Source organism: Nitrososphaera viennensis EN76 (genome assembly GCF_000698785.1).
GTDB classification, from domain to species: domain Archaea; phylum Thermoproteota; class Nitrososphaeria; order Nitrososphaerales; family Nitrososphaeraceae; genus Nitrososphaera; species Nitrososphaera viennensis.
Genome location: NZ_CP007536.1, coordinates 467,945 through 483,307 on the forward strand (window position 1 = coordinate 467,945; position 15,363 = coordinate 483,307).

Below are 15,363 nucleotides of genomic sequence, written 5' to 3' on the forward strand. Positions count from 1 at the left end.
CGGTATATTGGCTTTTTGGATTACCTGGCCGGCGACAGCCTTGCCCCGAGGCCCTTCATGTCCTGCACAAAGTGCGGGTACGAGACGTCCACCGACTCGGCCCCTTCAACCACCGACTTCTCTGTCATCATGGACGCGATTGAAAATGCCATGAAGAGGCGGTGGTCGTTGTAGGCCTCAAGCGACGCGTTTTTCAGCTTTTTCGGCGCGGCGATGGTCAGTCCGTCGTGGAACTCGTCCACCTTGGCTCCAAACTTGGCAAGCTCGTGCGCGATGTTTGCTACCCTGTCGGTTTCCTTGACGCGGGCGTGCGCAACGCCGGTTATCTTTACCGGCGACCTTGCCTTGAGCGCAAGTATAGAAACCACCGGCAGGAGGTCCGGCGTGTCTGCGAGGTTGAACTCGCCTCCTTCAAGCGATTCTGTGCCTTCTACGACGACCTCGCCTCTTGACCTGTCCGCCTTTATGGCGCAGTCCATCTGCTTCATTATCTCGACTATCTGCGAGTCGCCCTGCGGCAGGTTGAAGTTGAGCCCCTTTACCTTCAGCCGCTTGCCGACAAGCGCGCCCGCAGACAGTATGAGCGCGGCGGTGGAAAAGTCGCTGGGCACGTCAAACTCGGTCGGCTTGTATTCTGCCTGCATGATGTGGTATTCAAGCATGCTTGGCTCATGGTCTATCTTTACCCCAAACTGCTCCATGGTCGCCATCGTCGCCCTGACGTACGGCTTGGACACCAGGTCGCCCTTGATCTTTAGCACGATTTCAGAATCGGCGTAAATGCCGGCGATGAGAAGGCCGGATATGAACTGGCTTGATATGCTGCCGTCGATTACCGTCGTCCCGCCCTTTATCCCGCCTCCCCTGACTACGAGGGGAGGAGTCCCGTTGCCCTTTGTGGAATAGGCCTCCACGCCAAGCGGGCCGAGGGCGTCAAGTATCGGCTGCATCGGGCGCCTCCGGAGGCTCTCGTCGCCCGTGAGGATGACGTGGCCGCTCCTGACAAGGCCGGACATGGCAGTCATTATCCTGATGGTTGTCCCCGAGTTTTCGCAGTTGAGCACGTTTTCAGGCGGCGGAAAATCGTGCCTCCCCTGCACCTGCACGACGCCGCGCTTTCCCTCTTGCACCTCTGCCCCAAGTGCCCTGCAGCAGGCAAGCGTGGCAAGCGTGTCCCTGGCAAGCAGCCCGTTTGTTATTCTCGACTGGCCGTCGGCAGCAAGCGACGCTATTGCAAGGGCGCGGTGGGTGTAGCTCTTGCTTGAAGGGCACCTGACAGTCCCGTCCACCTTTGAGCGCCGGACCTGTATCTTGACCATTTTTACAGGACTTCCACACTTGCCTTCTGGTTATTAACCTTAGACACGAGCACCCTGCCGTTGAATTTTGAAAATGCGTTCTTGATATCCTCCACCTCGTCGTCGTACGCCACCGCTGCTATCGAAGGCCCGTTCCCGGACACGCCGGCGGCAAGCGCGCCCTGCTCAAGGGCTGCAAGGACCGGTCTGTAGCTTGTGCCAAGCGCGGTGGAGGCAAGGACGCCGTTGAGCTTCATGGCCTTCCAGTATTCGCCCCCTTCTGCAAGCTTGAACGCGTCAGTAAATAAATCGGAAAGGTCGCTCAGTTTGTGCACGTCTCCCCGCGGCGTGTTGCGGGGCAGAAATATCACCGCGTGTAGGTTGTCCGGCGCATCCTCCCTCCTCAGCAGTTTTCTTGAATAGTTGTCTGTCACCACGAACCCGCCAAAGTAGCATGCCGTGGCGTCGTCGTACGCGCCTGTTATCGTGACCTTGGCGTCAAGCGACGCCCTTACCGCCGCGTCAAGGACGGCATAGTCGTCTATTTTTTCGCTTGCAAGCCGGCTGCACGCAAGCGCTACTGCGTTTGACACGGCGCTGGAGCTTTTCAGCCCAAAGCCTATCGGGATCTCTGACCTGAGCTTTACTATCAGCTGGTTGCGCTCAAGCGTGTCTGGAGGCAGCGTGTTTTTAATGATGTTGTTGACAAGCCTGTCGTCGTTCTTGCCCGTCAGGAACCTAAGCCCCCTGCCCCTTGTCATCTCTACCTCCGCCGTGACCTTGAGCGAAATGCCAAGTGCCGAGCCGTTGCCAGTCGCTATGGCGTTTACTATGGACACCGCGCCGTGCATGGTTGCCCTGACTTTTGCTGCTGTCGTCGTCATGTCGGCTCTCCAAATATCCCGAGCAGGTTCTTTTTCATCACATCCCGGGGCGCCGGCAGGCCGGTCCATATCTCAAACGCCTTTGCGCCCTGCTCAAGAAGCATCTCGTACCCATAGACCAGGTGCGCCTGTGCAAACTTGGCCTGCTCCAGGAGGTCCGTCACGACTGGCCGGTACACGATGTCGTAAACGAAGCTTCCCTTTTTAATGTGATCAGAGTCTATGGGGCTTGGCTCGTTGTCAAGCCCGATAGAGGTGGCGTTTACTATCAGCCCTGCCTCTGGCGAGACTTTCGTCGCGTCCTCGAATGCAATGGCCTCGCATTGCAGCCCAAGGTTTCCACCTACCTTGGCAAGCTCTTTGGCCTTGGCCTGGTCGCGGTTTGCTATTACCACCCTGCTGCCTGTGGTCTTTTCTTCTGACAGCGCCGCAATTATCGCCCGGGCGGCCCCGCCTGCCCCCAGGAGCAGGACTGTGGTGCAGAAGTCGAACTTGCGCCGGCGCAAGGGCTCGATAAAGCCGGCGATGTCGGTGTTGTACCCCTTGAATATTCCCTCGATGTTGTTGACAGTGTTTACCGCCCCTGCCTTTTTTGCGGTGGCGTCCAGTTCGTCCAGATACTCCATCACCGCCACCTTGTGCGGGATGGTGACGTTAAAGCCGGCGACGTTTATCGCCCGGAGCGAGTCTATCGACTCTTTCAGCTCTGGCGCAGGCACGCGGAATGAAATGTAGGTGCAGTTCAGGCCGAGCGCGGAAAACGCGGCGTTTTGCATGCCCGGCGACAGCGAATGGCTTATCGGATCGCCGATTATGCAGTAGGTCTTGGCAGGCGCCCTTTCCCCCACCATCTGGCTAGCGACTCCTTATGCTGCCGTACAGCTGCTTCATCTGCGCTATCGTCAGTTGCCCCGGCGCCACCGCCTTTTCCACCGCGGCGTACGTGTAAGGGGCGCCGTACAGAGCGCACAGCACCCTTGTCATGACGCCGGCCTCGCCCATTGCAAATATTATCGGGTGAAGGCCAATTGCGCTTTCATAGAGCGACATCAACCGCACCGAGTCCTCGACGCTTCTGGCAGTCGTGACAACCTTGACATAGTTGCTATAGAGGCGCATTTCCATGATTATGTCGGCAAGCTCGTCATTTGGCGGCGTCTTTTCAAAATCGTGCCACGAGACGAGCGTCGGGATGCTTGCAAGCTCCAAATAGTCTGCCAGGTTGTCGTTTGCCTGCAGGGTTTCAAGCTCAACGTCAATTAGCATCGGCCTCTTTTCTGCAAGCTTGCGAAGCAGTCTTACGCGCTCTTCTTCGGTGCCGGAAAACCTGCCACCCTGGCTCTTTGAGCGCAGCGTGAAAACTGCGCGGTCCTTGTCTATCCCGTCTGCGGCTTGCATCACCTGTTCTGGAGTAACAATAAAGTCGAGGCGAGCCTCGACAAAATCTGCCCCGAGGTCAAATGCATTTTTTGCTTGCGCTACAAGGTCGTTTGCGTTTTCCGCCGCAATGGAGGCGCAGATCTTGGCCAACGGCATCCATCAGGCGTATGCCCCCTTATTTCTTTAGCTCACGCCTGCTGGAGGATGGCTTTGCTTGCTGTGCTCCATTTGCTTGTGCGATTCTAAAAGCTCCGGCGTCTGGAAAACCTTGCCGCACAGGTTGCACCTGTTCTCCGCTTTTCGGACAGACGAAGATGCGGTAGACATGCACTATAATTGCCGCTTCTGGTATTAAAGATTAGCAATGCAGGAATTTTTACCCTGTTGAGACGACGGAAAATTCCTTTGTCAGGGTAGGGGTGATGCGTTCTACCGCGACAATATATTTTCCTTCGTTCAGGATTATTGGCACGCTGCCCATAGTTCTCATGCGCTCCTGCTCGTCGTTGTTGTATTTCGTGACATCGCCTATGTGCCTCACCTTGTAAAGGTCCACAAGCTCACACGAGACATTGGCAGGAAAATGACGGATTTCAAACCTCGACCAGACTGGCTGTTGTTGCTGCATCTGGCTGTCTGCCTTTGTTATGACCACCGACGGAAAGCCGGTGTCGCAGCCATAGCCTTCAACCTTGACGACAAAATCCACCGGCTCGCCAACCTTGTACGTCTCTTTGAGGCCCTCGATTGTTACGTTGACAAACGGCTCTTTTGCGGCGTTGCCCGGATTTGAGAGAAAAATGGCGGCTATGACGGACGCGACTCCCACTGCACAGGCCACAATCAACAGGTTTCGTGACGGCGGCAACTATAGGTGCCATATGACGGCCCAAGAGAAAACCATACGCAACAGGACAATCCAGCGAGAGGATTTATTATGCCCCTCTGGTGCGGAGATAGGTGGTATAAATGTCAAAGGAAGACCACATTTCCCGCATGAAGGCGCTTGGCTTTGACGGCGTGTCGATAGAGTCGTTTGAAAAGATGTGGGACCCACTTGCCGGCGACGGTTATGACATGTACGCGATGTACACCGGCGCCGACGGCTCGGCACTTGAGGACAAGGCAGGGTGCGTCATCTGCTCGAAAAAGTCTTTTCCGCTCAGATGGGAAAAGGTCATAACGCCAAGCCAAGACAGCGCGGCCATATACACGGTCTGCACCGACTGCGACGCGGCGTACGTCGAGGCGGCAATAAGGCAAAAGGCGCTGGGTAGGCTGCTCAAAGAGCGCAACACGCGCCCCAACTAGCAGCTAAGCCCGGTAGTGGTGCGACGACGGTATCTTTTTCCAGTTGGCTATGAGGGCTTCGTTGCGTATGTGTATGGGCTCGCTTTCTATCCGCGAGCGCGCAAGCTCGACGTACTCTTTTACCATGTCAATCCCGATGTAGCGCCTGCCAAAGTGGTGCGCCACCTTGGTCGTCTGGCCGCTCCCGTTGAACGGGTCGAGTACGACGTCGCCCTTGTACGAGTAGACCTTCATGAGGCGGTACGGTATCTCTTCAGGGTACGGGCACGGGTGGTCGATGTATCCCGGCGGGACCGGGGCTATGTGCCACACCGAGTTTGCGATCTCTTTGGTCCATTCCTCGTGCGTTGCAGGGAGCGCCTCTTTGCGCTGCCTCCCGCTGTTGACGTCGCCCTTTCTCAGAACGAGTATGAACTCGTGCATGACGTTTGCGCGGTAGTACTTCGGGTACGGGTTGAGGACGAACGAGCCGTAGCGGTTTGTGCCGCCCGTGACCTTGTGCCAGATTATCTCCTCGTGCAGCTGCCACTTGCCAAAAGGCTGGACCAGCCTTGAAAGGAGCATGTGCGGCAGCGGGAGTATCGTGCCGTTTACGACCTCGTTTGCAATCACTATGCAGCAGTAGCCGCCGTCCTTTGTGACGCGGTAGACCCTGTCACCAAAGATGTTGGCCATTTCGTTCAGGTAGTCGCTTGTCTCGACGCCGGCGTTTCCACGGTAGTAACCTCCGCTCCCGGACGCGTGCATCTCGTAGTTGATGGCGTTTCTGTAAGGAGGCGACGTTATCGTCAGCTGGACCGAATTCTCAGGAAGCCTGTCCAAAACGTCCTTGCAGTTTCCGAGAAGTATCTGGTTTGTCAGTTGTTCTTCCTGAGCGAGCATTTAGCGAGCAACAACGCTTGCCTAGTTCGTCCATATCCCGCATGCTTTACAGTAATAGACCCGCAACTAAAAACGCGCTATAGCTCCAGCTAACTTTTTGAGCTTGGCGCGGACGCGCACATTGTTCCGGAACAGGAATTCACATTTGATATAAGCGACGGAGAACGCGCTAACAACAGGATGGATACATCCAAAGGGGTATTCATAAACGAGACAAACAGGGAACTGTCAGACCACATCAGAAAGGCGCTTGCAAAAGACGGCGTCAAGGAAAAAGACATTCACGATTACGATCCGGCCAAGATCCAAAAAGACTCGCTCGTCGCAATATTGCATGAAAAGACCGTCAGCAGCACCAAAGTGAGCCTGCTCCGGGTATCAGAAGTGGCAGAAGACGGCAGGCCAAACCTTGTTCCTGAGAAGGTAATAGAGGGGAAGATATAGCAGAGCAGGCTAGCTGGTTCTTGCTACTTTTCGACGATGTACTCGTCCACTTCCATGCCAAAGTGCCTGCCGCTTGCAGGCTTGGCGTAGCCCATGACCTCGTCTCCGGGCTTGACCTCGGTCACAGAGAGCAGTTTTCCGTCCGGCTTCATCAGGCGTATCGTCTCGGCATTCTGCAGTATGACCGTTCCCGTCTCGCCCTCGATCTCTGCGCGCAAGAGGCGCAGAGGGCGCGTCTCTATCTTTGACCTGCCGACCGTTGCGCGCCTTGACTGGCCTTCCCTGTTGACTATCCACACCTCTGCCCCGGACTCTAGCTCCGAGAGGTAGCGGGTGTTGCCGTCAGGCGTTATCGTGTAGCAATAGACGGCGCCGGCGTTTACGCGAAACGGCCTTGGCGAGGTAAACGAAGAGCCGACCGACTCGTTGTGAACAAGCAGCATAAAGTTGGACCTGCTTCCGATGAGCATCCCCTCGCCCATCCCCATCATCGAGGCCGTGTCGACGCAGACGCGCTCGCCAGTGCCCACGTCCTTTACCTCGGTGATCCTGGCGACCTTTATCGGGAACCGGACGGTCGAGAGCTGCTGGCCTGCCTTTTCCACTTCATCCTCGCTGTCAGTCGAGAGTATGACCCCGTCGACCCCTAGCTCCAGCACAGAGAACATGGTCTTGACCTCCTTTGACGATGACGCGGTGGTATAGACCTTGGTTCTGGACTTGTGCAGCTTCGCAATAATGTTCTCAAGCGGGATTATCTTCCAGTCGTTTGCGTCCACGACGACAAACGAGGCTCCGGCCTGCGACGCGCGCTCGATCTCGTCGACGTCGGCGTTGCTCAGCACCTTCTTGTAGTAGCCAAAGGTCTTGCCTGCGGTCTTGGCCGCCTTCATCTCGTCAAAAGTCCTGCATATTACGAGGTCGGCGTCGTTTGACTCGAATATCGTCTTGAAGTTCTTGCCGGCCACAATCTTTGGGTCGGCGTTTAGCATGCTGACGTTCTTTAGCTTTGACAAAAATTTCTCAAGCCCGGCCTTTGCGACCGTCGGCCTTACGATAAGCTCTTTGCTCTTTGCTGCCGCCTCAACCAAGTTGCTTTGCAGCCTCTTTGGCGCTCTTGCCCTCAAATATCACCTTGTGCAGGGCGCGTACCATCGCAGGCGGGTTCTTGTGCTGGAAGATGTTCCTGCCAAAGGTCACTCCCTTTGCCCCAGCCTTCATTGCGCCGGCGCACATCTCTAGTATCTCCAGGTCTGTAGTCGCCTTTGGCCCGCCGGCTATTACAAGCGGCACGGGGACGCTTTTTACAACTTTTTTGAACGAATCGACGTCGCCAGTGTAAACGGCCTTGACAATGTCGGCGCCTGCCTCTGCCCCGACCCTTGCGGCGTGTGCCACGATCTCGGGGTCGTGGGGGTTCTTTATCCCCTCGCCGCGGGGGTACATCATTGCCACGAGGGGGACGCTCCACTCGTCGCACTTGTCGGCGATCATGCCGAGTTTCTGGAGCATCTCTGGCTCCTCCTTGGCGCCGATGTTGATGTGGAGCGAGACTGCGTCGGCTCCAAGCCTCAACGCCTCTTCGACGCTTCCCATGAGCACCTTGCGGTTTGGCGCCGGGCCAAGCGATGTGCTTCCAGAGAAATGAACTATGAGGCCTATGCTTGTCGGCCTTGGCATCGTCTTGACGATGCCCTTGTTGACAAGAACGCAGGTGAGACCGGCGTTTTCGCACTGGTAAATCATGCCGTGGGCGTCCTCAAGGCCCCTTATTGGCCCGTTGCTTATCCCGTGGTCCATCGGGATGCACAGCATCTTGCCGTCCTTTAGAATTCTGCCGAGCCTTACGTCCCTGCCAAACACCATATCTCTAGTTAGGGATTGAATCTTTTGGTCCTACTTATAAAACATCTTTTTGCATTGGGCAGTGCCTCAAGATCCCGGAGGCTGCCAGGGATGATTATTACGAACCAGGCACCATAAATCGTTTATAGTCGAAGTTTGTCTTTTATCGGAGGGTGGCGAGTCCGGGTGCGAGATCTGCGGGAAAGAAAGAACAATTCTAACGATAATGATGCTGACGATGCAGCGGTGGCCGCAGCTGCTGCGGGGCTGAACCCTTATTTTCATTTTGATTCACAATCCAAGCAGATCAAAGATGCAGTTTTCAACTGCAGGGGGATAATAATCAACGAAAGGTTCTGGAACCGGATCCGCGACGAGCTGATGGACCTGACAAAGGAGGCCGGCCCCGTCATACTGTACCAGCTTGGGCTGAGTTACGGGCTTGAAGTCGGCATCCAGGGAAAAGAGGCCGTAAAGGACTCTGTGGCCGCAATCAATTTTCTAGAGTATTACGGCCTGCTTGCCGGCTGGGGGCGTTTTGAGACATCCAAGTTACGGTTGACTCAGGGACAGTTAAGCGGGCCTGCCGTCGTAAAGGTGTTTGACAATTTCTTTGCATATTCTCCCCAGAATAATTCAGGAAACCCCGGCTGCTTTTTTGTTTCGGGTCTGCTGGCAGGAATCAGCGACGGATTGTTCGGCGGCCACCACAACTGCCTCGAGGAGCAATGCATTTCTGCAGGCTCGAAATGCTGCCAGTTTGTGGTTGCAAGAACATCCTTGTACTAGCAGAGTGCATATGACGACTTTGTCTGAAATGGGCAGGTTTTTTAGAATGAATGATGTCAAGACCACATGAGCTACGAGCCGGACGACGGTGGTGGCGGCATGTTTGCCAAGACATCTGGCAAGAGGCTTGCCATCCTGTTCGGATTGGTGTTCTTTGGCGCGTTCATGCTCATACAGGTGGTGCAGGGCTTTCCACTCCGCGACATCCTGATAAGGGAAACAATCACCGAAGAGAGGACGATTGCCATAAAGCAAGGCAACTTGTGTGTCATTGACACACCGGATCACCCGCGCAATATTGACAATTGCCCGTACAAAGTTGGTGACCGCGTCATCATTACCTACACCAAGAACAACGCGGCAATAGAGTCGCACAGGCTGGCGAGCTAGCTAACTAGCTCGCAGAACGCCTTTAGGTTCTTGGCGTCGTCCCTCTTTTCGTCAATCGGGGTCTCCATTATTATCGGCAGCGACGCAATCGCCTTGTGGCATAGAAAAGCCGCGATGCCTTCCCTGCCGATGCTGCCAAGTCCAATGTGCTCGTGCCTGTCAAGGTTTGAGCCAAGGGGGCCTTTAGAGTCGTTCAGGTGCACCACCTTTAGTTCCTTGAGGCCGATGGTCTTATCAAACGCGCCCAGCGTCTTTTCGACGTCTTTTGCGGTCCGCAGGTCATAGCCTGACGCAAACGCGTGGCATGTGTCGAGGCAGACTCCAACCCCGCTGCTGTCCAGCCTGTCGAGGATGGCGCGCAGCTCCTCAAACGTCGCGCCGATGCTGTTTTTCTGGCCCGCATTGTTCTCCAAAAGCACGGTCACGCCCTCGCCCTTTTTCTTGGCCCTGTCGCGGGCAGTCGTGATGGCGTTTACAAGCTGGCTCATGCCGGCTTCTGAACCCTTGCCGAGGTGGCTTCCAAGGTGTATGACAAGGTACGGGATGCCAAGCTCGCCTGCGCGCTGGATCTCGCCGGCAAGCGTGTCTACGGATTTTGCGTACATCTCGCCGGCAGGCCCTGACAGGTTGGGCAGGTACGGCATGTGCACCACGGTCGAGGTCCTGTCGATGCCGCTTGCAGCCATCTTGTCCTTGAATGCCGCCACGTCGCCGGGCGCCAAGGGCTTTGCTGCCCATCCCCGCGGGTTCCGGCTGAATATCTGAAACGCGCTGCAGCCGATGCCCTTGGCATTGTCCACGGAATTTGATATTCCTCCCGCAATGGAAACGTGAAAGCCCACCTTGTAGCCGGCATTCATGTATATGTCCGCTAGTCAGGTGCGCCGGCTAGTAAAGTTATTGCGATGTCGTTTTATTGCAGTTCCGCAAACAGCTACCCAGTAGTTGTCCATCAAGATGGGCACTGGCGACCTTGCCAAGTACCCCTTTCTCAACGAGGCAGGGGAATACCTGCGCCAGTCTGGGTTTGGCTGGGACGAGCTTGACAGGCCCGACACAAAGGACATAATCGAGCGCGCCGCAGAGCGTGTCAGGACGGCCGCGGCAGGAAACGTCTATGAAAAGCTGGACCGTTACGAGACAGAGATCCTGACCTTTATCGTCACGCTGATAATGGTAAAGTCAATCGGGCTGGAGCCCGTATTAAGAAAGTACGCCCTTGCAGAGGCGAGGCGGGCAGAAAAGTTCCTCACCGAGGACCTGAAGAGGCAGAGCGACGCGCAAAGGCGCGCGCTATTTTCCAAGATATTTGAGGACCTTTTTGGGTTAAAGATAGACGTGACTGAGGACGGCAGGCTCTTCAAGGTAAGGGTCACGGACTACTTGATGCGCTCGTCGCACTTCCACGAGCAGGAATGGAAGATGATAAACAGGCTCGTGCAGGGCGGCCAGGTGTTCCTCGACGCCGACGAGACTGTCAGGCTGGTGCGAAACGAGCTGTCAGTCCTCATAACAGGCAGGGTGAAGGCCATGAACCTGCCGACGCTCCCTCAGTCGATAAGGCAGAAAGTGGAGGAGTTGAGGACGGAACTTGCCCCGCGCTACGAGTACCGGACCTATGCGGTGACTGACTACCCGCCCTGCGTCAAGCACGCCCTCGAGGTCATGGGCAAGGGCGAGAACCTGCCGCACTCTGCACGGCTCATGCTTGCTACCTACATGCTTGCGATAGGCAAGCCGATAGACGAGATAGTAGAGATGTTCAAAAACGCGCCGGATTTCAACGAGCGCATAACCCGCTACCAGGTGGAGCACCTTGCGGGGTCGAAGGGCAGCAGGACAAAGTATTCGGTGCCGTCATGCGAAAAGTTGCGCACTGAAAACCTCTGCTTTGCGACGGCTGATTGCAACGGCATAATCAACCCTGTGCAGTTTGGCAGGAAAAGAAGAGGAGGAAATAAATGACGATATGAGCAAGGGCGCACCAACAACAACAGCAACAACTGCAAACGACGCAGTAAGGGCCGCTTTTCGGGAATACTATTTCAAGCAAGCCAAGATGATCGAGCCGCCCGGAGATGTCGAAAAGCGCGAGTTTGGCTACATGCAGTTTGGGGGCCACGGCATGGTGCGCCACCTTTCGTTCAAAAGCACGGGCGAGCTGGTGGCCACGCTCATCACCCAGGTCCCGTCGGACGTCTATTGCTCAAACGCGCTTTACCGCTTTCCCACGCTTGCGATGCAGGAAAAGCAGTGGCTTGGGGCCGACCTGATATTTGACATCGACGGCAAGGACCTGCACCTGCCCTGCGTGCCGTCGCACTCGTACCCCGTCTGCGCAAACTGCGGCCACGTCTCACCTCCTCCTTCATCGGATGACAAAGAATACGCGTGCAGCGTGTGCGGAGGCAAAAAAGCAGAGCACATCGTCATCCCGTGCGCCAAGTGCATCGAGGGGTCTAAAAAAGAGGCAAGGCGCCTCTACGAGTTTCTGACTGGCGACCTTGGCATCGACAGGCAGAACGTCCATACTTATTTTTCAGGCAACAACGGCTTTCACTTTCATGTGCAGGACGACGCGTACAGGCCGCTTGACTCGCAGGCGCGTTCGGACCTTGTGGGGTACCTTGCAGGCATCGGCCTCCTCGCAGAAAGCGTCGGCGTGCGCAGGTCGCCGGGAGGCGACAACAACCTTGCATTTGTCAAGTTCCCAAGGAGCGGCCTCGGCTCCGGTTGGCGCAAAAAGGTTGCCGACAAGCTAAAGATAGACACCACCTCGACCCTGCGGCTGACAAACATCGTCAGGGAAAAAGGCGGATACGCCGGCTTTAAGGCAGAACTTGACGCAATGACTCGCGAAATGGGAGTGAGGATAGACCCGCAGGTCACGACTGACGTCCACCGCGTTTTTCGCATGCCCGGCACGCTCAACAGCAAGAGCGGTCTTGCAAAGGTCAGGGTCAGCGACATAGAATCGTTTGACCCGTTTACCGACGCCTGCCTGCTTGGCGACGCAAAAGTAAAGGTGAGGCTAAAGGCGCACGCCAAGGTCCGGCTAAAGGGCGAAAACTACAACATCTCCAAGGAAACGGCCGAGCTTCCAGCGTACGCGGCCGTGTATTTCATCTGCAAGGGCCTTGCAGAGGCAGCAGCAACAACGGCAACCTGACAACACATTATAAGACCCGGGCGCGTACTTCACAATTGCTTGTGGGACACGTACAGCAGTGGTGAGGACAAGGCGCCCCGCGCCGACGTCGGCAGGCTCGTCAAGTGGGGCATCCTTGCAGCGATGGGCATCGTGATATTCACGGTAGCCAGCAACCAGGCAGTCAACCTGCTCCTCAACCTGTCTGAATTCGGAGACGTCTACTCAAAGACGCTCTACTACTCCATCATCTCCGGGCTTGCACTTGCCGCAATAGCGCTTGTGCGCGTAAACGCCGCAAGCAGGCACTCCATAGTATGGTACGCAGTCAGCCTGATAGTCCGGTTCGTCAAGAGAAACGACTTTGAGGCGCTGTCAAAGCCGGCCCGTTATTCTGACTTTCACATGAGCCCGCTCAGCTTTGGGCTGTGGCAGGCCACAAAGGTAGTGGTCCTTGCGCCGCTCTTTGCCAACATGGGCTTTGGCATGGCAATGGCGTACATGGCTGAAGGAAACGACATCGACATTTCAAGCATCGGCTCGATCCTCTCCATCCCGTTTGCCAACGTGCCGGCCGACGGCGCGTTTGCCCGGGAAAACGTCGTCCCGGCGATACCGGCGCTTGCGCTTTTGATGCCTGCGCTCATAAGCGCAGTCGGGGTGCGGCTGCTCGTCTACGTGGGCGTGTCAGGCGCAGTCAATGTCGTGTCGCAGTACATGGTGGATGCGGCAGAGCACAAGCCCAAGTTCCTCTCGTACATATCGACAGTCGAGGTGATCGTGGGCGCAGCCATATTCTGGGCGGGCTTTACCCTCTTTTTCAGCGCAGGCATCGACTTTAACACGAAATACCTGATAGCCGGCGCCCTTGCGCTTGGCGCGGCGCTCATCCTGTACGGGTTTATGGACAAAAGGCGCGCCCGCGTGATCATCTACCCGCCAAGAAGGCACGTCTACATGCGCCTTGTGACGGTCGCCGCGGTCGTGGCAATCGTAGGCTCGATAGTCGCGGTGAACACGAGCATAGCAGAGGCAAAAAAGGTCGAGTGGCGCGGGCCGTACATCGCGCAGGAAATTGCGGTCAACCGCAACATTGCAGAACTTGACCAGGTAAGCGTCGTGAACTATGACGTCAAGCCGCCGTCGGTTGCGCCGGCAAACATACCGCAGATGGTAAACGCCAACCGCGACACCCTGAACAACATACGGCTGTGGGACAAGGATGCGGCAAGCCAGAAACTAAAGCCGGAGCTGGGCCAGAGAAACGACATCGCCTTTGCCGACACGGACATGCTGCGCTTTTCCGGCACGATGTACTGGACGGGAACGACCACCCCGAAACTGCCAGACACGGTCGCGCAGGGGACGGAGTGGTTCAACCAGCACCTTGTATACACGCACGCAATCCCGGGGTTCAAGATGCTTGAAGCCGACACTGGAAGCATCGTCAACGAAGACAAGTTCTTGCCCCAGGAGCGTATCTACTATGGCGAAAGCGGAAGCGAAGGGCTGTTCTCCCGCAGCTGGTCAGCGTACCCCGTCGGAAGGTCCACAAGCGACGAGATATCCCAGTTCTTTTACAACGGCACAGGAGGCATCGACGTGTCCCCTCCTGTCAGCTGGATGTTTGAGCCAAACTTTATGCTGTCGTACCCGGACACCCCGATCCACATCATGAGGTACAAGGACATCCACGACAGGATGGGCTTGCTGTACCCGTATTTCGTGTACGACTTTGCGTTCAGCAACGACGACACGGCGGTCGCGCCAGTGTTCCAGAAAGTAGGGGTGCTCCCGGTCACCGACGGCAAGAACACGTACTGGCTGATGCCGCTTGTAGTTGCGCTTGACACGTCGCACGTGCCCTGGGGATCGCCTTTCATGCTAAAGCTTGTGGGCTACTCGCTGATCGACACGTACAACGGCGACTCGAAGATAATAGTGACTGGAAACGACAAGTTCTCGGACATGTTCTACGACCAGTACAAGGACCTTGGCGCCACCCGCGACGTCCCGCAGTGGCTTGACCAGCAGATCCGCTATCCAGAGGAGATGTTCATCTGGAAGATAGCAAAATTCAACCGCTACCACGTCACCGACCCCAAGGCGTTCATCGAGGCAAGGCAGTTCTACGACATACCAAAGGACGGCTCAAAGGACATACCGCCCTACTACATCATGACCAAGCCGCAGGGCTTTGACAGTGCGCAGTTTGTGGGATTCCAGTCGCTGGAGCTGAGCGGCTCGTCCACAAAGAACCTCGTCGGCTACATGATAGTGGAAAACGACCTGCCGACGCTCGGCAAGATGACCTTCTACTCAGTCCCGTTTGACTCGGCGACAAAGCTGATAGGCCCCTCGGCTGCCCGGGAGGCGCTTGAAAAAGACAGGGAATACAAGAACGTCAAGACGCTCTTGCAGGGCAGCTCCAGGGTCGGCGAGAACATACTGTACAGGATAGGCGACCAGGAAGTGTATTTCATACCCGTATACACTTCAAACACTTCGGGAGGAGTCGTGTCGCAGATAGGCACCATTGCCGCAGTCGGCGCGTCTGTCACGGGCACGTTCAACGTGGGGCTTGGGGACAACCCCGTGCAGGCCTTTGAGAACTATTTGCTCAAGGCTGCAGGGCAGCAGCCCACTGAAGTCACGCCCGGCCGGGGGACGGACGGCACGCCGGCGCCAACAACTCTGGACGTGCAGGACAGGATAGACGCCATAGAGCGCGTCTTTTCTGAGGCCGGCTTGCAGGTGGTAAAGCCGACTGCCATCTCGTCGCCTCTTGAATTCAGAGAAGCAGGAGCCACGTACAAGGCCGAGACGGACTTTAAGTTTGTTGAGGAGGCGATAGCCAGGTTCATGCAGGACAACCCGCCGGACAACGGCAGGGTGTACGAGTGGCAGGACGGGAACAAAGTAAACTTTGGCGTGCTCAAGGTATCCGGCGGAATCGTCGAGAACCACTACATTGCAATCGAGGTAAGTTGAT

17 protein-coding genes are annotated in these 15,363 nt (G+C 56.3%); 7 read left to right on the forward strand and 10 right to left on the reverse strand.

Annotated elements, in window-relative coordinates:
* Nucleotides 1-20: 20 nt before the first annotated feature.
* From aroA to NVIE_RS02845, 6 genes are read right to left on the reverse strand one after another with little or no spacing between them, the layout of a single operon-like run.
* On the reverse strand, nucleotides 21-1,319 hold the full coding sequence (gene aroA / locus NVIE_RS02825) for a 3-phosphoshikimate 1-carboxyvinyltransferase (RefSeq protein WP_075053928.1): 1,299 nt from the start codon (nucleotides 1,317-1,319) through the stop codon (nucleotides 21-23).
* Between the two features lie 2 nt (nucleotides 1,320-1,321).
* Complete coding sequence (locus NVIE_RS02830) at nucleotides 1,322-2,182, reverse strand: shikimate kinase (RefSeq protein ID WP_075053929.1); 861 nt, start codon at nucleotides 2,180-2,182, stop codon at nucleotides 1,322-1,324.
* A complete protein-coding gene (gene aroE / locus NVIE_RS02835; RefSeq protein ID WP_075053930.1) occupies nucleotides 2,179-3,033 on the reverse strand; it encodes a shikimate dehydrogenase in 855 nt (284 codons plus the stop codon). The genes NVIE_RS02830 and aroE overlap by 4 nt, the downstream gene beginning before the upstream one ends.
* 4 nt (nucleotides 3,034-3,037) lie before the next feature.
* Nucleotides 3,038-3,718 (reverse strand): type I 3-dehydroquinate dehydratase, encoded by a 681-nt coding sequence (aroD, locus tag NVIE_RS02840; protein WP_075053931.1) that lies wholly within the window; start codon nucleotides 3,716-3,718, stop codon nucleotides 3,038-3,040.
* A gap of 27 nt (nucleotides 3,719-3,745) precedes the next feature.
* Complete coding sequence (locus NVIE_RS15165; protein ID WP_158435056.1) at nucleotides 3,746-3,889, reverse strand: C2H2-type zinc finger protein; 144 nt, start codon at nucleotides 3,887-3,889, stop codon at nucleotides 3,746-3,748.
* A 49-nt stretch (nucleotides 3,890-3,938) separates the two neighbouring features.
* On the reverse strand, nucleotides 3,939-4,403 hold the full coding sequence (locus tag NVIE_RS02845) for a hypothetical protein (protein ID WP_144239438.1): 465 nt from the start codon (nucleotides 4,401-4,403) through the stop codon (nucleotides 3,939-3,941).
* A 128-nt stretch (nucleotides 4,404-4,531) separates the two neighbouring features.
* Between NVIE_RS02845 and NVIE_RS02850 the strand changes: the two genes are divergently transcribed.
* Nucleotides 4,532-4,873 (forward strand): hypothetical protein, encoded by a 342-nt coding sequence (locus NVIE_RS02850; RefSeq protein WP_075053933.1) that lies wholly within the window; start codon nucleotides 4,532-4,534, stop codon nucleotides 4,871-4,873.
* A 3-nt stretch (nucleotides 4,874-4,876) separates the two neighbouring features.
* Here the strand turns inward: NVIE_RS02850 and NVIE_RS02855 are convergent, their stop codons facing one another.
* Nucleotides 4,877-5,755 carry a DNA-methyltransferase gene (locus NVIE_RS02855; protein ID WP_075053934.1) on the reverse strand — a complete coding sequence of 293 codons (879 nt, stop codon included), beginning with the start codon at nucleotides 5,753-5,755 and terminating at the stop codon, nucleotides 4,877-4,879.
* A gap of 180 nt (nucleotides 5,756-5,935) precedes the next feature.
* Between NVIE_RS02855 and NVIE_RS02860 the strand changes: the two genes are divergently transcribed.
* Nucleotides 5,936-6,199, forward strand: a complete 264-nt coding sequence (locus NVIE_RS02860; RefSeq protein ID WP_075053935.1) for a hypothetical protein — start codon at nucleotides 5,936-5,938, stop codon at nucleotides 6,197-6,199.
* Between the two features lie 23 nt (nucleotides 6,200-6,222).
* On the opposite strand, the gene NVIE_RS02865 is transcribed toward NVIE_RS02860, so the two are convergent.
* Together NVIE_RS02865 and NVIE_RS02870 are read right to left on the reverse strand one after the other, a co-directional pair.
* Complete coding sequence (locus NVIE_RS02865; protein ID WP_075053936.1) at nucleotides 6,223-7,290, reverse strand: 3-dehydroquinate synthase II; 1,068 nt, start codon at nucleotides 7,288-7,290, stop codon at nucleotides 6,223-6,225.
* Nucleotides 7,283-8,065 (reverse strand): 2-amino-3,7-dideoxy-D-threo-hept-6-ulosonate synthase, encoded by a 783-nt coding sequence (locus tag NVIE_RS02870; RefSeq protein ID WP_075053937.1) that lies wholly within the window; start codon nucleotides 8,063-8,065, stop codon nucleotides 7,283-7,285. The genes NVIE_RS02865 and NVIE_RS02870 overlap by 8 nt, the downstream gene beginning before the upstream one ends.
* Before the next feature lie 165 nt (nucleotides 8,066-8,230).
* On the opposite strand from NVIE_RS02870, the gene NVIE_RS02875 reads away from it, so the two are divergent.
* On the forward strand, nucleotides 8,231-8,833 hold the full coding sequence (locus NVIE_RS02875; protein WP_144239439.1) for a V4R domain-containing protein: 603 nt from the start codon (nucleotides 8,231-8,233) through the stop codon (nucleotides 8,831-8,833).
* A 66-nt stretch (nucleotides 8,834-8,899) separates the two neighbouring features.
* Entirely contained in the window at nucleotides 8,900-9,223 is a 324-nt protein-coding gene (locus NVIE_RS02880; RefSeq protein ID WP_075053939.1) for a hypothetical protein, read from the forward strand.
* Here the strand turns inward: NVIE_RS02880 and NVIE_RS02885 are convergent.
* Entirely contained in the window at nucleotides 9,220-10,083 is an 864-nt protein-coding gene (locus tag NVIE_RS02885; RefSeq protein WP_075053940.1) for a deoxyribonuclease IV, read from the reverse strand. The two genes, NVIE_RS02880 and NVIE_RS02885, sit on opposite strands and share 4 nt — an antisense overlap.
* 85 nt (nucleotides 10,084-10,168) lie before the next feature.
* On the opposite strand from NVIE_RS02885, the gene NVIE_RS02890 reads away from it, so the two are divergent.
* The 3 genes from NVIE_RS02890 to NVIE_RS02900 are packed head-to-tail and all read left to right on the forward strand — an operon-like array spanning nucleotide 10,169 to nucleotide 15,362.
* Complete coding sequence (locus NVIE_RS02890) at nucleotides 10,169-11,188, forward strand: hypothetical protein (RefSeq protein ID WP_084790590.1); 1,020 nt, start codon at nucleotides 10,169-10,171, stop codon at nucleotides 11,186-11,188.
* A 4-nt stretch (nucleotides 11,189-11,192) separates the two neighbouring features.
* Complete coding sequence (locus NVIE_RS02895) at nucleotides 11,193-12,392, forward strand: DNA primase small subunit domain-containing protein (protein WP_075055959.1); 1,200 nt, start codon at nucleotides 11,193-11,195, stop codon at nucleotides 12,390-12,392.
* 39 nt (nucleotides 12,393-12,431) lie between these two features.
* Nucleotides 12,432-15,362 (forward strand): UPF0182 family protein, encoded by a 2,931-nt coding sequence (locus NVIE_RS02900; protein WP_075053941.1) that lies wholly within the window; start codon nucleotides 12,432-12,434, stop codon nucleotides 15,360-15,362.
* Nucleotide 15,363 lies beyond the last annotated feature (1 nt).

Coding starts and splice junctions, on each gene's coding strand:
- aroA (WP_075053928.1), bottom strand. CDS start 1,319: ATGGTCAAGATACAGGTCCGGCGCTCAAAGGTGGACGGGACTGTCAGG.
- NVIE_RS02830 (WP_075053929.1), bottom strand. CDS start 2,182: ATGACGACGACAGCAGCAAAAGTCAGGGCAACCATGCACGGCGCGGTG.
- aroE (WP_075053930.1), bottom strand. CDS start 3,033: ATGGTGGGGGAAAGGGCGCCTGCCAAGACCTACTGCATAATCGGCGAT.
- aroD (WP_075053931.1), bottom strand. CDS start 3,718: ATGCCGTTGGCCAAGATCTGCGCCTCCATTGCGGCGGAAAACGCAAAC.
- NVIE_RS15165 (WP_158435056.1), bottom strand. CDS start 3,889: ATGTCTACCGCATCTTCGTCTGTCCGAAAAGCGGAGAACAGGTGCAAC.
- NVIE_RS02850 (WP_075053933.1), top strand. CDS start 4,532: ATGTCAAAGGAAGACCACATTTCCCGCATGAAGGCGCTTGGCTTTGAC.
- NVIE_RS02855 (WP_075053934.1), bottom strand. CDS start 5,755: ATGCTCGCTCAGGAAGAACAACTGACAAACCAGATACTTCTCGGAAAC.
- NVIE_RS02860 (WP_075053935.1), top strand. CDS start 5,936: ATGGATACATCCAAAGGGGTATTCATAAACGAGACAAACAGGGAACTG.
- NVIE_RS02870 (WP_075053937.1), bottom strand. CDS start 8,065: ATGGTGTTTGGCAGGGACGTAAGGCTCGGCAGAATTCTAAAGGACGGC.
- NVIE_RS02880 (WP_075053939.1), top strand. CDS start 8,900: ATGAGCTACGAGCCGGACGACGGTGGTGGCGGCATGTTTGCCAAGACA.
- NVIE_RS02885 (WP_075053940.1), bottom strand. CDS start 10,083: ATGAATGCCGGCTACAAGGTGGGCTTTCACGTTTCCATTGCGGGAGGA.
- NVIE_RS02895 (WP_075055959.1), top strand. CDS start 11,193: ATGAGCAAGGGCGCACCAACAACAACAGCAACAACTGCAAACGACGCA.